This is a genomic window from Paraburkholderia sp. J10-1, assembly GCF_905220165.1.
GTDB lineage: Bacteria > Pseudomonadota > Gammaproteobacteria > Burkholderiales > Burkholderiaceae > Paraburkholderia.
Window position 1 is genome coordinate 802,411 of sequence record NZ_CAJMYW010000002.1, and the last position, 12,172, is coordinate 814,582.

The window sequence follows — 12,172 nt, forward strand, 5'->3', positions numbered from 1 at the left end:
CTCCGATCGTTAGAGTCAAATCGATCGGACGATGGTAGGGGAGATCCCGCGCCGCCAAATATTGAAGTTGAGATGTTTACATCGATGGAGGTCGATGTATGCAAGCCCTTAATCAGGCAAACGCTGCGGGTAAATCCTGGGACTGGAAGCGGCGGCTACACCGCGGCATGGCCCCACGCGATCAACTCGCGCTTGGTGCGCACGCCCAGTTTCGCGAAGGCGCGCTTCACGTACGACTCGGCGGTGGCCACCTGCACGCCCAGGATTTGCGCGGCCTCGGGCACGGTCTTGCCCGTGATGAGGTGCGCACAGGTTTCGTATTCGCGTTTGGAGAGGCGCACATGGTCTGCCGCAATACGCGCGTCGAACTGCGCGAGCGGATGCATGAATGGCGCCGCATGGGCAATGAGCCGGGCAGCGCTCGTGGAGGCGTGCAGTTCGAGCAGCGGAAACAGAAACTCGCTCACGCTGCGAAAGCGGTTCATTTCCACGAGCGTAAACGGCGGTTCGCGCAGCCCGCGTTCGAGCGCGATGGAGTCCTGAGCGTGGCGCGTGCCGCGTGCGAGCACGCATTCGTGGGCAATGCGCGCTTCGTCGAAGAGCCGCTGGCGGAACTCGCCCGGCGGGATCGCGCCGATGTCGCGCACGACCAGCATGGTGCCGAGCTTGCCGCGAATGCCCGCGAAAAGCGGATCGCTTTCGTAGAAGCGGTCGTAATAGAGCGTCATCACGTCGGAAATCGCGCCGGAATCCATTCCGACCCCGCCACTGCCGATCCATTCGCAGCGATAGCCCGTTGGCATCGTGCTGTCCGCGCGCGAACGCTCGATATGCACGACGTTGACGGGCACGACCTCGTTCACGAGCAGCGTGAGGCGCGGCACGAAATCGGGCGTGCCGACGGCCTCGATCACATTGCCGAGGGTCTTGAACGAGAGCGGAAAATTCGGTTGATCGCGGTTGAGCGGGGGTACGTTGAGCAGCATGGCGCGCCCCTTCGTGAAGGCTGAATCATTATAGCTGAAGGGGTTAGGCCGCCAAAAATGCGGGGCTCGGGCAGCAAAACACCGCTTGCCCCCCCTGAGGGGGGGCATACCGCCGCCGCGCCAGTCGGTAACTTTGGCAGCACTCAATCAAAACAACCGGAAGTGACGCAAATGAGCAAACTGATTCAGGACATCGTGCCGCTGGGCGCTGGCATCGGCGAATTCACCAAGCTGGAATACGGCATGGACGAAAGCGACTGGCGCGCAACCGTCGGCAAGAACAATAACTACGTGATCGGCTGGTGGGAAGGCAAGGTCGGCGCCGTGGATTTCCCGGCCACGACCGCAGACGAAGCGGTATGGCTCGTGGAAGGCAAGATCGCCCTGACCGACGCGAACGGCGGCCGCAAGGAATTTGCGGCGGGCCAGGGCTATCTCCTGCCCGCAGGCTTTGCAGGCCGCTGGGAAACGATCGAAGACGCGAAGAAGTTCTACGTCGTGCTCGAACAAGCCTAAGGAACCAGGCGAGCCGCCTCCCGCGCGAGGCGGCGCAGTTTACCCGATCCTTTATCCCGATCCGTGCAGTGAAGACCATCATGAGTACCCCTGCAGAAGTTGAAGTCGCATCGCCCCCGCCCGTCACGCTCAGCGTGCAAGAGGCGCTTTCGCGCACGCGGTTCTTTCCGTACTGGCTCGACAACCCCGCCGAACCGCCGACGGAACCGAAGCTCACCGCCAACGTGGAGGCCGACCTGCTGATCGTCGGCGGCGGCTTCACGGGGCTCTGGGCCGCGGTGCAGGCCAAGGAGCAGATGCCGCATCTGAACGTCGTGCTGATCGAGGCGGGCAAGGTCGCGCACGGTGCGTCGGGCCGCGCGGGCGGCATCATTTCGACTTCGGTGATGCATGGCTTGCCCAATGCCGTACGGGTATTCCCCAACGACATTGCGCAGCTCGAAGAATTCGGCCATCACAATCTCGATGGTTTCGAGGAAACGCTCAAGCGCTACGGCATCGACGCCGACATCGAATGGAACGGCGAAATGACCGTTGCAGTCGATCCCGAGCATATCGAGCATTTGCAGGGCGACTACGACCTCCACAAACGCTACGGGCACGATGTCGTGCTGCTCGATAGCGAAGCGACGCGCGAGCAACTCGATTCGCCGTTGTTCGCGGGCGCGCTGTGGTCGCGCAATCGCAGCGGTATCGTGCATCCGGCCAAGCTGGCATGGGGTCTGAAGCGCGCGGCGCTTTCGCTCGGCGTGAAGCTTTACGAGCACACGCCGCTCATCGACGTGATCGACGAAGGCCAGACCGTGTACGTGAAGACGCCCGAGGGCAGCGTGCGCGCGCCGCGCGTGGTGTTCGGCAGCGGCACGGCGAAGGTCGGCATTCCCGATATCAACCGGCGCGTGCTGCAGGTGCGCGACCACGTGCTCGCCACCGAGCCGCTCACCGACGAGCAACTCGCGCGCATCGGCTGGAAGAATCGCCAGGGCATTTACGACACGCGCACGCAGCTCAATTACTTCCGCCTCACGAAGAACAACAACATCATCTTCGGCGGTCTCGTGAGCTATCACTTCGACGGCGATCCGAATCCCCCGCAGGACGAGAAGGCCGAGACCTACTACCGGCTCGCGCAGGCGTTTTACCGCACCTTCCCGCAGCTTGCTGACGTGCGCTTCTCGCATGCGTGGGGCGGCCCGATCGACTACTGCTCGCGCGGCTCCGTGTTCGCAAAGCGCTATCTGAACGACAAGGCCGTTTTCGTGGCGGGTTACACGGGCTTTGGCGTGGCGGCGAGCCGCTTCGGCGCCTTCATGGGCCTGAATATCCTGTTCGATCGCAACAGCCCGGAACGTGCGCTCGATATCGCCAACCAGAGCCCCACTTATATTCCGCCAGAGCCGGTGCGCTGGCTGGCCGCCAAGGTCACGTTCCATGCGTTCGACGGCGCCGACGCCGAAGGCGGCTGGAAGCGCGCGTGGATCAAGGGCATCAAGGCGATGGGCTTTCCCATGTGAGTGTGTAGCGCCATGTTCTCCAATACCTCCGATCTCGACCTGCGCCTGATCCGCGTGTTTCTCGCCGTGGTGGACGCGCGCGGCATCACGGCGGCCGAAGCCACGCTAGGCGTGCGGCAATCCACCATCAGCACGCAACTCTCCGCGCTCGAAGCGCGCGTGGGCTTCAAGCTCTGCGAGCGCGGGCGCGGCGGCTTTCGCCTCACTTCAAAGGGCGAACGCTTCGTGCCTTCGGCGCGCGCGCTCGTTGCGGCCACAACCGATTTCGTGGCGCGCGTGCGCGATATCGACCGCAAGCTCGTGGGCACGCTCGGCATTGGCCTGATCGGCCAGGCTTCGCATGTCGAGAATGCGCGGCTTGCGGAGGCGATCGGCGCGTTTCGCAAACGCGATCAGGCTGTGCGCTTCACGATGAAGGTCGCGGCGCCCCAGGAGCTCGAGGAAAGTCTCGTCAACAACCAGCTCGACATTGCGATTGGCTACTTCTGGCATCGCGTGGCGGGGCTCGACTACACCGAGCTGTTCAGCGAGCGCCAGGTGCTGTGCTGCGGGCGCGGGCATGCGCTGTTCCACAGCGCACCGCATGTGAACGTGGACGACCTGCGCGCGCACGACTGGGTCTGGCGCAGCTATCCGATACCGGAAGAGCTTGCAGGTATTGGCGACCGGCAGGTGACGGCGATTGCCGACAGCATCGACGCGGCCACGGTCCTGATCCTCTCGGGCAGCCATATCGGCTATCTGCCCGCGCATCACGCCGAGCCGTTCGAGCAGCGTGGCCTCATCCGGGCGCTTGGGCGCGCCACGTTCGGCTTCGACGTGCCGATGCATCTGGCCGTCAAGCGCAGCGCCGCGGAAAAGCCCATCGTGCGCGCGTTCTGCGACGATCTGCTGAACGTCTATGGTCAGCATGCCGCCGTGCCCGAATCGCTGGTTGAATGAGAGATGCGGTGCGCGCCATACATTGGCCGCGCATGATGTAAACGTATGGAATGCAGAATAATTAGCCTGCTCTGATCGATTAAAGTGGGCGAGAGACGTTGATAGTGCGTTGACCGGTTGCTTGCATACACAACCGGATCGGCGTGGCAAGGAGTGAGACAATGAGCGACAACAGCATTACCCAGATCGAAACATTCGGTTTCGAGCGTATTCCCGATGCGTCGCGTTACGCGCGGCCCATCGATCTTTTCAGGCTGCTGTTCGGCGGCTGCAATACCTTCTCCACCTCGGTGCTGGGCAGTTTCCCGGTGCTAGTGGGCCTTTCGTTCAAGGCAGGCGTGTGGTCCATCTTGCTTGGCGTGCTGGCCGGCACCTGCATTCTCGCGCCCATGAGCCTGTTTGGCCCGCGCAACGGCACGAGCGATCCGGTTTCGTCGGGGGCGCACTTCGGCATACACGGGCGCATCGTGGGCTCGTTCCTCGCGCTGCTTACGTCGATTGCGTTCTTCGCGCTCGCCGTCTGGAGTTCGGGCGATGCACTGGTCGGCGGCGCGCACAACATGGTCGGCGTGCCGGTCAACACCTGGACGCTCGGCTCGGCCTACATGGTGTTCGCCGTGCTCGTGGTGGTCGTGTGCATCTACGGCTTTCGCTTCATGCTGTGGGTGAACAAGATTGCCGTGTGGGCCGCGAGCCTCATGTTCGTGGTGGGCGCCTTCGCGTTCGCGGGCGCGTTCGATCCGGGCTACGCCGGCACGCTGCACGAGGGCGGCGCGGGCTTCTGGGTGGCGTTCGTGAGCGCGGTGCTCGTTGCGTTGAGCAATCCGGTGTCGTTCGCCTCGACGCTCGGCGACTGGGCGCGCTACATTCCGCAGCACACGCCGCGCCGCCGCATCATGGGCGCTGTATTTGCCGCGCAGATCGCCACATTCGTGCCGTTCTTCTTCGGCCTCGTCACGGCCACGCTCATTGCGACGAAGGCGCCGAGCTATATCGCCTCGAACGATTATGTGGGCGGGCTGCTGGCTGTGTCGCCACGCTGGTTCCTGTTGCCTACCTGCCTTATTGCGATCATCGGCGGCATGTCGACGGGCACGACCGCGCTGTACGGCACCGGCCTCGACATGTCCAGCATGTTCCCGAAGCTGCTGAACCGCGTGCGTGCGACCATGCTGATCGGCACGCTCGCTATCGGCTTCATCTTCGTCGGACGCTTCGCGTTCAATCTCGTGGAAAGCGTCTCGACGTTCTCCACGCTGATCTGCACGTTCAGCTGCCCGTGGATGGCGATCATGGTGATCGGCTTCCTCACGCGCCGCGGGCACTATCTCGCAGACGACCTTCAGGTCTTCAATCGCGGCGGCCGCGGCGGGCACTACTGGTTCACGCACGGCTGGAATCTGCGCGCGATGGGCGCCTGGTTGCCGGCGGCGTTCCTCGGTCTTTCGTTCGTGAATCTGCCGGGGCAATTCATCGGTCCGCTCGGCTCGCTGGCGGGTGGGCTCGATCTGAGCGTGCCGGTTTCGCTCGCGGTGGGCGGCATGATCTACGTCGTACTGCTCACGATCTTCCCCGAGCCGGACGCCGTGTATGGCCGGGAAGGGCGGCGCTTCGTGCGCGGCGGCGCGCGCGCTCATGCCGCTGCGCCGGTTCATGCGCCACGCAGGCACGAAGCGCAGACTGCCAGCGCGGTGCGCGAACTGCAGCGCAGCCCGGAGTACGCCGAGTAAGTCGGGAAGCACGGGCCGCTTCGCTGGCGGCCCGTGCGCGCAGACCGGGTAAGATCACGGCTTTTGCACATCGTGCAAGGAGACGATCTTGCTTCGTTCACTCGCAAGGGTCTGTGCCGGCGCAGTGCTCGTCGCCGTCGCGCTGAACCGTCCCGCCATTGGCGCAGAAGCCGAAATCGCGACCGGCAGCGACGCTCGAATACGCGAAGCCGCGCTCGCGTTCATGCGCGAGAACGGTATTCCCGGTCTCGCGATCGGGGTCGCCGTGAACGGCGCGGCGCGCTTCTACAACTTTGGCGTCGCGTCGAAGGAAACCGGCGCGCCCGTCACGAACGAAACGCTCTTCGAACTCGGGTCGATCAGCAAGACCTTCGCCGCAACGCTTGCCGGTTGGGCGCAGGTGAACGGCAAGCTCGCGCTCGATGCGCCAGTGAGCACGTATTTGCCCGACATGCGTGGCACGCCGTTTGGCGCGCTTACGCTGATCAATCTCGGCACGCACACCGGTGGCGGCTTCCCGCTGCAGGTGCCCGAAGAAGTCACAAACGACGCGCAGCTGATGGCGTGGCTCAAGGCATGGCGCCCGCGCTATCCGGCGGGCACGCAGCGCACCTATGCGAACCCGAGCATCGGCATGTTCGCGCGCATCACGGCGCAGCAGCTCGGCATGAGCTACGCAGACGCCGTGGAGAAAACACTCTTTCCGAAGCTGGGGCTGGCGCACACGTTCATTCGCGTGCCCGACGGGGAGCGTGCCGCCTATGCGCAGGGCTACAACAGCAAGGATACGCCTGTGCGCCTGAACCCCGGCGTGCTCGCCGACGAAGCCTACGGCGTGAAATCGGATACGCGCGACATGCTGCGCTTTCTCGAAGCGAACATGGGCGAGCTCGAAGTGGAGCCGGAATTGCAGCGCGCGCTGGAGGCCACGCATGTGGGCTATTTCCGCACGGGCCCGTACGTTCAGGACCTCGTATGGGAGCAGTACGCGCAGCCGGTGAGCCTGAATGATCTCGTGCAGGGCAACGCGAACTTCATGGTGCTGGAGGACAATCCGGCCACGGCGTTGATCCCGCCGCTGCCGCCGCAGGCCGATGTGTTGCTCGACAAGACGGGCGCGACCAACGGATTCGGCGGCTATCTCGCGTTCGAGCCCGCGCGCAAGACGGCCATCGTCATTCTTGCCAACCGCAATCACCCCACCGAATCGCGTGTGCGGTTTGCGTACCGCGTGCTGGAACTGGTGCAGGGCGCGTCTGCGCAGTGATCCGCAGTGATCCGCGGTGAGCGAGCGCGCGTGCGGCCTCAGGCCGAATCGCTCGTCGCCCGGGCGGCTCGGCTGGCGGGCGCATTCGTGCTGGTCACGGGCTCGTCGTTTGCGGGCAGCCCGCTCACCGCCGCCGTGAGCCCGCGACCGCCCGGGTTGTTGCGCAGCGTGAACGTCAGGCCCTGACGCTGCGCGATGCGCGCCACGATCGACAGGCCAAGCCCGCTGCCGGTGCCCTGGGCATGATCGCCGCGAAAGAAGCGGTCGAGCACGCGTTCGAGATCGCCTTCGGGAATTCCGGGCCCGTTATCGATGACTTCGAAGCCGAGCGTGTCCTGCGAGCGCGTGAGCAGGAGATCGATCTTGCCGCCGGCTGGCGTGTAGCGGATCGCGTTGTCGAGCAGGTTGTTCAGCAGCGTGTTCAGTCCGTGCGCGTCGGCGCTCACGTTGCAGATGGACTCGGGTGTCACGGGCGGCCGCGATTCGAGGCCGAGGTCGATGCCTTTTTCCTCCGCGAGCAGCGAGAAGTCGCCGATGGCCTGCTCGCCCAGCCGCCGCAGGCTCACGATCGTGGCGGGCGCGCTCGCCTGCGCATCTTCGCGCGCGAGCGTGAGCAGTTGCTGCACGAGGCGTATCGTCCGGTTCAGGCGGGTTTGCATGCGCTCGAGCGTGCGCGGCTCGCCGTTCAGCGTGCCGTCGTGCAGCGCCGCCTGCCATTGCAGCTTGAGCGCGGCGAGCGGCGAGCGCAGCTCGTGCGCAGCGTCGGCGATGAAGGTGCGCTGCGCCTGCGAGGCCGCGTTCAAGCGGTCCAGCAGATCGTTGAGCGCGACGACGAGCGGGCGCAGCTCGACGGGCACCGAACCGTCGAGGCGCAACGGCTCCAGCGCATGCGCCGAGCGCGCAGCGAGCAGCGCCGACAGCGCGCGCACCGGTGCGAGCCCGCGCGTCACCACGAACAGCACGAGCACGATCGCCACCGGCACGAGCAGCGCGAGCGGCCACAACGTATGCAGCGCGAGGTGCAGCGCCAGCGAATCGCGCACGGAAATGGGCTGTGCGACCTGAACGAAGCGTTCCGGCTGCTCGATGCCGTACACGCGCCAATGCACTTCGTCGTCTTCGATCGTACGAAAGCCCGTGGACTGGCGCGGCAGGACAGGCGTTTCCTGCGAGCGGTAAATCAGCTTGCCTTCGCGGTCCCAGATCTGGATGAGAATGCGGTCGTCGGCGATCTCGTCGAAGCCGGGGCTGGACTGCTCGACCTCGCGCGCCGTTGCGACGTTCGCGGGCATGGAAAGCGCCACGGCATGCAGCTCGTAATCGAACAACTCGCCCGCTTCGTCGCGCGCCGTGTGAAAAATGCCGTAGCCCGCCACCAAGGAAGCGGCCGCGAAGCCGCAGATGAGCCAGCCCAGCAGGCGGCGGCGGATGGAATTCATTCCGGTCTCTTGAGCCGATAGCCCACGCCGCGCACGGTCACGATCTGGTCGGTGCCGATCTTGCGGCGCAAGCTGTGCACATGCACCTCGATCGCGTTGCTGCCGACTTCCTCGCCCCAGCCGTACATGCGCTCTTCGAGTTCGGCCTTCGTGAATACGCGCGCGGGCTGTTCGATGAGCACGCGCAGCAGCGCGAATTCGCGCGGCACGAGCGCGACGCTCTCGCCGTCTTTCGTCACTTCGTGCGCGGCGGGGTCGAGCGAGAGGCCGCTGTGCGTGTAGACCGGCTGCTTCTGGCCCGTGCGGCGGCGTAGCATGGCGCGCGTGCGGGCGGCCAGTTCGTCGAGATCGAAGGGCTTGATCAGGTAGTCGTCGGCGCCGGCGTCGAGCCCGGCGATGCGGTCCGTGACCGAGTCGCGCGCGGTCAGGATCAGCACGGCCGCTTCGCCGCCCTTGCGGCGATAGCCGTTGAGGACCTCGATGCCGTCTTTCTTCGGCAGACCGAGATCGAGCAGCACGAGGTCATACACGTCGTTGTCGAGCGAAAGCTCGGCTTCCCGCCCGTCGCGCGCCCAGTCGACGGCATGACCCTCGCGGCGCATCGAGTCGAGCACCGTTTCGGCAATCATTTCATCGTCTTCCACCAGCAACAGGCGCATCGCTCGCTCCCCTTATTCCAGCCTTACATTGTCGCTCATCCCGGCTTAACCGGTGCTTAAGCGTCACGCGAGGGGAGCGCCCGGCAATCAGTCGAGGAGTTTCAGCACATCGTCGTAGAGCGCGCGCGGCACCTTCACGCCGTGGCGTTCGCTGCGCCCGCGCGCCTCGAACCGGCGCTGCGACGGCAAGCGCGCGCCCTGCGCCGTGATGGCGGCGAAGAGCCGCTCTGCACGCGCCTGGCCGGCTGCATAGCCGTCGCCGCCAAAGCGCCTGGGGTCGATCGCAATGACGAGCTCGCCGTGGCAAGGGCTCGCACCCGCGCCGCCGTCGAAGGCCTGCGACTCCATGCTCGTGAGGTCGCCGATCAGCGCGCCCGCAAGCAGCTCGATCATGGCCGCGAGCGCCGAGCCCTTGTGGCCGCCGAACGTTTGCATCGCGCCGTCCAGCGCGGCGCGCGCGTCGGTGGTGGGCTGGCCGTCGGAATCGACCGCCCAGTGCGGCGGAATGGGTTTGCCCTCGCGCGCGTGCAGTTCGATGTCGCCGCGCGCAATGGCGCTCGTGGCGAAGTCGAACACGAACGGCAGACCGCCTTCGCGCGGCCACGCAAACGCGAGCGGATTCGTGCCGAACACGCCGGTCGTGCCGCCCGCCGGTGCAACCCAGCTATGGCTCGGGTTCATCGCGATGCCCACGAGCCCTTGCGCTGCGATGGCTTCGACCTCGGGCCACAGCGCCGAGAAGTGAAAGCAGTGGTTGATGGTCATCGCCGCGATGCCCTGGCTGCGCGCTTTCTGCGCGAGCGCGGGCAGGCCGGTTTCGAATGCGAGCAGCGAGAAGCCATAGTGCGCGTCCACGGCCAGCACGCCGGGCGCAATATCGCGCAGCGTGGGCTCGGCGCGCGCATCGACCTTGCCGCTCTTGAGCGAACGCGCGCAAACGAGCAGGCGATAAATGCCATGCGAGTGGCATTCGTCGCGCTGGCCTTGCGTGATGACGCGCGCGATCGCATCGGCATGCGCCTCGGACATGCCGTGCCGCAGCAGCACGTTGCGCGAGAGCGTGAAGACTTCGTCGAGTGTGAGGACGACCGGTTCGGGTGCGTCGTTCGTGACGGTGCTGGACATGGCATCCCGTGTAAAAAGACAAACCGGGCCAATGTGGCCCGGTTTCGGTGATCTGGAAAAAGCGCTGGAGAGAGGCGTGCTTACATCAGTTTATAGACCGACGTCCGGCAGGGCGGGACGCGTAGCGAGCGCCTTCTCGACCACGGCCTTCACGTGCGCGAGCGCCTCGCCTTCGAGCGGCAGGCGCGGGGGACGCGTGACTGCGCTGCCGCGGCCGACCAGCTCTTCGCACAGCTTGATGCACTGCACGAGGTCGGGACGTGCGTCGAGGTGCAGCAGCGGCATGAACCAGCGATACAGCGCGAGCGCTTCGTCAAAGCGTTTTTGCTTCGCAAGACGGAAAAGCGTTTCGCCTTCCTTCGGGAACACGTTCGACATGCCCGAAACCCAGCCTTGCGCGCCCACGGCCACGCTTTCGACCACCACGTCGTCGAGGCCCGCGAACAGCACGAAGCGGTCGCCCACGGCATTGCGTAGATCGATGAAGCGGCGCGTATCGCCCGACGAATCCTTGAAGCAGACGATATTTTCGCAATCCTGAAGAGCGATCAGGATGTCGGGCGTGACGTCGTTCTTGTAGATCGGCGGATTGTTGTAGACCATCACCGGCACGTCGGTGCTGGAGGCTACGGCGCGGAAATGCGCGGCCGTTTCGTGCGGCTTGGAGGAATACACGAGCGCCGGCATGACCATCACGCCGTCCACGCCCACGCGTGCCGCTTCCTTCACGGTTTGACGCGCGAACTCGGTGGTGAATTCGGCAATGCCCGCGATCACCGGCACCTTGCCGCCGGCGGCGTCGCGCGCGGCTTCGATCACGGCAATCTTTTCATGCGTCGCGAGCGAGGTGTTCTCGCCGACGGTGCCGCACACCACGAGGCCCGACACGCCGTCCTTGACGAGATTGCTCACCACCCGGTGCGTGGCGTCGATATCGACCGAGAAGTCCGCCTTGAACTGCGTGCTGACGGCGGGAAACACCCCGCTCCACTGGATAGCGCTCACTGTGACTCACTCCTTGAATGCGTAGCGGCTCGCGCCGCGGTACGTGTTGAATGTGAGTGCAGTATCGCTGTCCAAATCGTTTGGCGCTTGGGGCCTTTCGTGCTTCAAAAAGACGAAATCTGCATAGTCGGGCGTGGCCTGGGGAGAACCCTGGCCTGCACACGCGACGCTTAGGCGCCGGGCGTCTGCGCGCTGGCGGGCGCTTGCAGCAACGCGCGATACTGGCTTGGCGTCACGCCCACGGTGGCCTTGAATTGCCGCGTAAACGCGCTGTGATCGTTATAGCCGCATTGCGTGGCGATGTCGGTGATACTCAGGTCGCTCGCAAGCAGCACGGAGGCCGCGTCCAGGCGCGTTTTCAGCAGCATCTGGCGCGGCGTGAGGTGAAAGATCTTGTGAAAGTAGCGCTCGATCTGCGCCACCGACATGTTGATGAGCTTCGCCAGGTGCGCGAGCTTGAGCGGTTGCGCATAGTTGTCCTGGATGTACTTGGCGGCGACCGCGAGCCGCTGGTAAGCGGGATGCGTGCCCTCGGCGGCCTGCAGGTCGCGCGAAATGCCCGCCACGCCCAGCACGCGGCCGCGCGCGTCGTGCAGCGGGACTTTCGAGGTGAGGCACCAGCCCGGTTGCCGGCCCGGATACAGGTGCAGTTCGAGCTGGTCGATGAGACTGCTGTCCAGCCGCACCACGGCCTGGTCCTGCGCGGTGTAGCTGTGGCCGAAGCGGGACGGGAAAACCTGCTCGGCCGTCTTGCCGAGCAGCGCGCGTTTGTCCTTGAAGCCGCAGCGCGCGGCGAGCGTGGTGTTCGCGATCACGTAGCGCGCCTCGTCGTCCTTCACGAAGAACACCACGTCGGGCATGGCGTCGAACAGCGGCTCGAGCATGGTGAAATGCGCGACCATCTGCGCAAACGTGGCGTTTTCGAGGGCGGCGGGCAGGACCAGTTCGGGCATCGCGTGGCGCTTGGGGCGGGATCGGCAGAAAACTCC

General features: G+C 65.2%; 11 protein-coding genes. 5 read left to right on the forward strand and 6 right to left on the reverse strand.

Features of this window, described 5'->3' with window-relative positions; all coding sequences use genetic code 11:
• Nucleotides 1–155: 155 nt before the first annotated feature.
• Nucleotides 156–986 carry a helix-turn-helix transcriptional regulator gene (locus tag U5A65_RS10445; RefSeq protein WP_321909538.1) on the reverse strand — a complete coding sequence of 277 codons (831 nt, stop codon included), beginning with the start codon at nt 984–986 and terminating at the stop codon, nt 156–158.
• Between the two features lie 171 nt (nt 987–1,157).
• On the opposite strand from U5A65_RS10445, the gene U5A65_RS10450 reads away from it, so the two are divergent.
• The 5 genes from U5A65_RS10450 (at nt 1,158) to ampC (ending at nt 6,955) form a co-directional block, all read left to right on the forward strand.
• Complete coding sequence (locus U5A65_RS10450; protein WP_321946227.1) at nt 1,158–1,502, forward strand: cupin domain-containing protein; 345 nt, start codon at nt 1,158–1,160, stop codon at nt 1,500–1,502.
• Between the two features lie 80 nt (nt 1,503–1,582).
• Nucleotides 1,583–3,016 carry an FAD-dependent oxidoreductase gene (locus U5A65_RS10455; RefSeq protein ID WP_321946228.1) on the forward strand — a complete coding sequence of 478 codons (1,434 nt, stop codon included), beginning with the start codon at nt 1,583–1,585 and terminating at the stop codon, nt 3,014–3,016.
• 12 nt (nt 3,017–3,028) lie between these two features.
• A complete protein-coding gene (locus U5A65_RS10460; RefSeq protein ID WP_321909533.1) occupies nt 3,029–3,958 on the forward strand; it encodes a LysR family transcriptional regulator in 930 nt (309 codons plus the stop codon).
• Between the two features lie 161 nt (nt 3,959–4,119).
• Nucleotides 4,120–5,688, forward strand: a complete 1,569-nt coding sequence (locus U5A65_RS10465) for a purine-cytosine permease family protein (protein ID WP_321909532.1) — start codon at nt 4,120–4,122, stop codon at nt 5,686–5,688.
• An 88-nt stretch (nt 5,689–5,776) separates the two neighbouring features.
• The gene (gene ampC / locus U5A65_RS10470) at nt 5,777–6,955 is read left to right on the forward strand and encodes a class C beta-lactamase (RefSeq protein WP_321946229.1); all 1,179 of its coding nucleotides are present in this window, start codon (nt 5,777–5,779) and stop codon (nt 6,953–6,955) included.
• Between the two features lie 38 nt (nt 6,956–6,993).
• Here ampC and U5A65_RS10475 read toward each other — a convergent pair whose 3' ends face one another.
• The 5 genes from U5A65_RS10475 to U5A65_RS10495 form a co-directional block, all read right to left on the reverse strand.
• Nucleotides 6,994–8,394: an ATP-binding protein gene (locus U5A65_RS10475; RefSeq protein WP_321933676.1), complete on the reverse strand. Its 1,401-nt coding sequence runs from the start codon at nt 8,392–8,394 to the stop codon at nt 6,994–6,996.
• Nucleotides 8,391–9,053: a response regulator gene (locus tag U5A65_RS10480; RefSeq protein WP_201696283.1), complete on the reverse strand. Its 663-nt coding sequence runs from the start codon at nt 9,051–9,053 to the stop codon at nt 8,391–8,393. The genes U5A65_RS10475 and U5A65_RS10480 overlap by 4 nt, the downstream gene beginning before the upstream one ends.
• 87 nt (nt 9,054–9,140) lie before the next feature.
• Complete coding sequence (locus U5A65_RS10485) at nt 9,141–10,178, reverse strand: Ldh family oxidoreductase (protein ID WP_321946230.1); 1,038 nt, start codon at nt 10,176–10,178, stop codon at nt 9,141–9,143.
• A 90-nt stretch (nt 10,179–10,268) separates the two neighbouring features.
• The gene (locus U5A65_RS10490; RefSeq protein WP_133180379.1) at nt 10,269–11,183 is read right to left on the reverse strand and encodes a dihydrodipicolinate synthase family protein; all 915 of its coding nucleotides are present in this window, start codon (nt 11,181–11,183) and stop codon (nt 10,269–10,271) included.
• 170 nt (nt 11,184–11,353) lie between these two features.
• Nucleotides 11,354–12,136, reverse strand: coding sequence for an AraC family transcriptional regulator (locus tag U5A65_RS10495; RefSeq protein ID WP_321909521.1), 783 nt, complete (start codon nt 12,134–12,136; stop codon nt 11,354–11,356).
• Nucleotides 12,137–12,172 lie beyond the last annotated feature (36 nt).

Coding starts and splice junctions, on each gene's coding strand:
- U5A65_RS10450 (WP_321946227.1), top strand. CDS start 1,158: ATGAGCAAACTGATTCAGGACATCGTGCCGCTGGGCGCTGGCATCGGC.
- U5A65_RS10460 (WP_321909533.1), top strand. CDS start 3,029: ATGTTCTCCAATACCTCCGATCTCGACCTGCGCCTGATCCGCGTGTTT.
- U5A65_RS10475 (WP_321933676.1), bottom strand. CDS start 8,394: ATGAATTCCATCCGCCGCCGCCTGCTGGGCTGGCTCATCTGCGGCTTC.
- U5A65_RS10485 (WP_321946230.1), bottom strand. CDS start 10,178: ATGTCCAGCACCGTCACGAACGACGCACCCGAACCGGTCGTCCTCACA.
- U5A65_RS10465 (WP_321909532.1), top strand. CDS start 4,120: ATGAGCGACAACAGCATTACCCAGATCGAAACATTCGGTTTCGAGCGT.
- U5A65_RS10445 (WP_321909538.1), bottom strand. CDS start 986: ATGCTGCTCAACGTACCCCCGCTCAACCGCGATCAACCGAATTTTCCG.
- U5A65_RS10480 (WP_201696283.1), bottom strand. CDS start 9,053: ATGCGCCTGTTGCTGGTGGAAGACGATGAAATGATTGCCGAAACGGTG.
- U5A65_RS10495 (WP_321909521.1), bottom strand. CDS start 12,136: ATGCCCGAACTGGTCCTGCCCGCCGCCCTCGAAAACGCCACGTTTGCG.
- U5A65_RS10455 (WP_321946228.1), top strand. CDS start 1,583: ATGAGTACCCCTGCAGAAGTTGAAGTCGCATCGCCCCCGCCCGTCACG.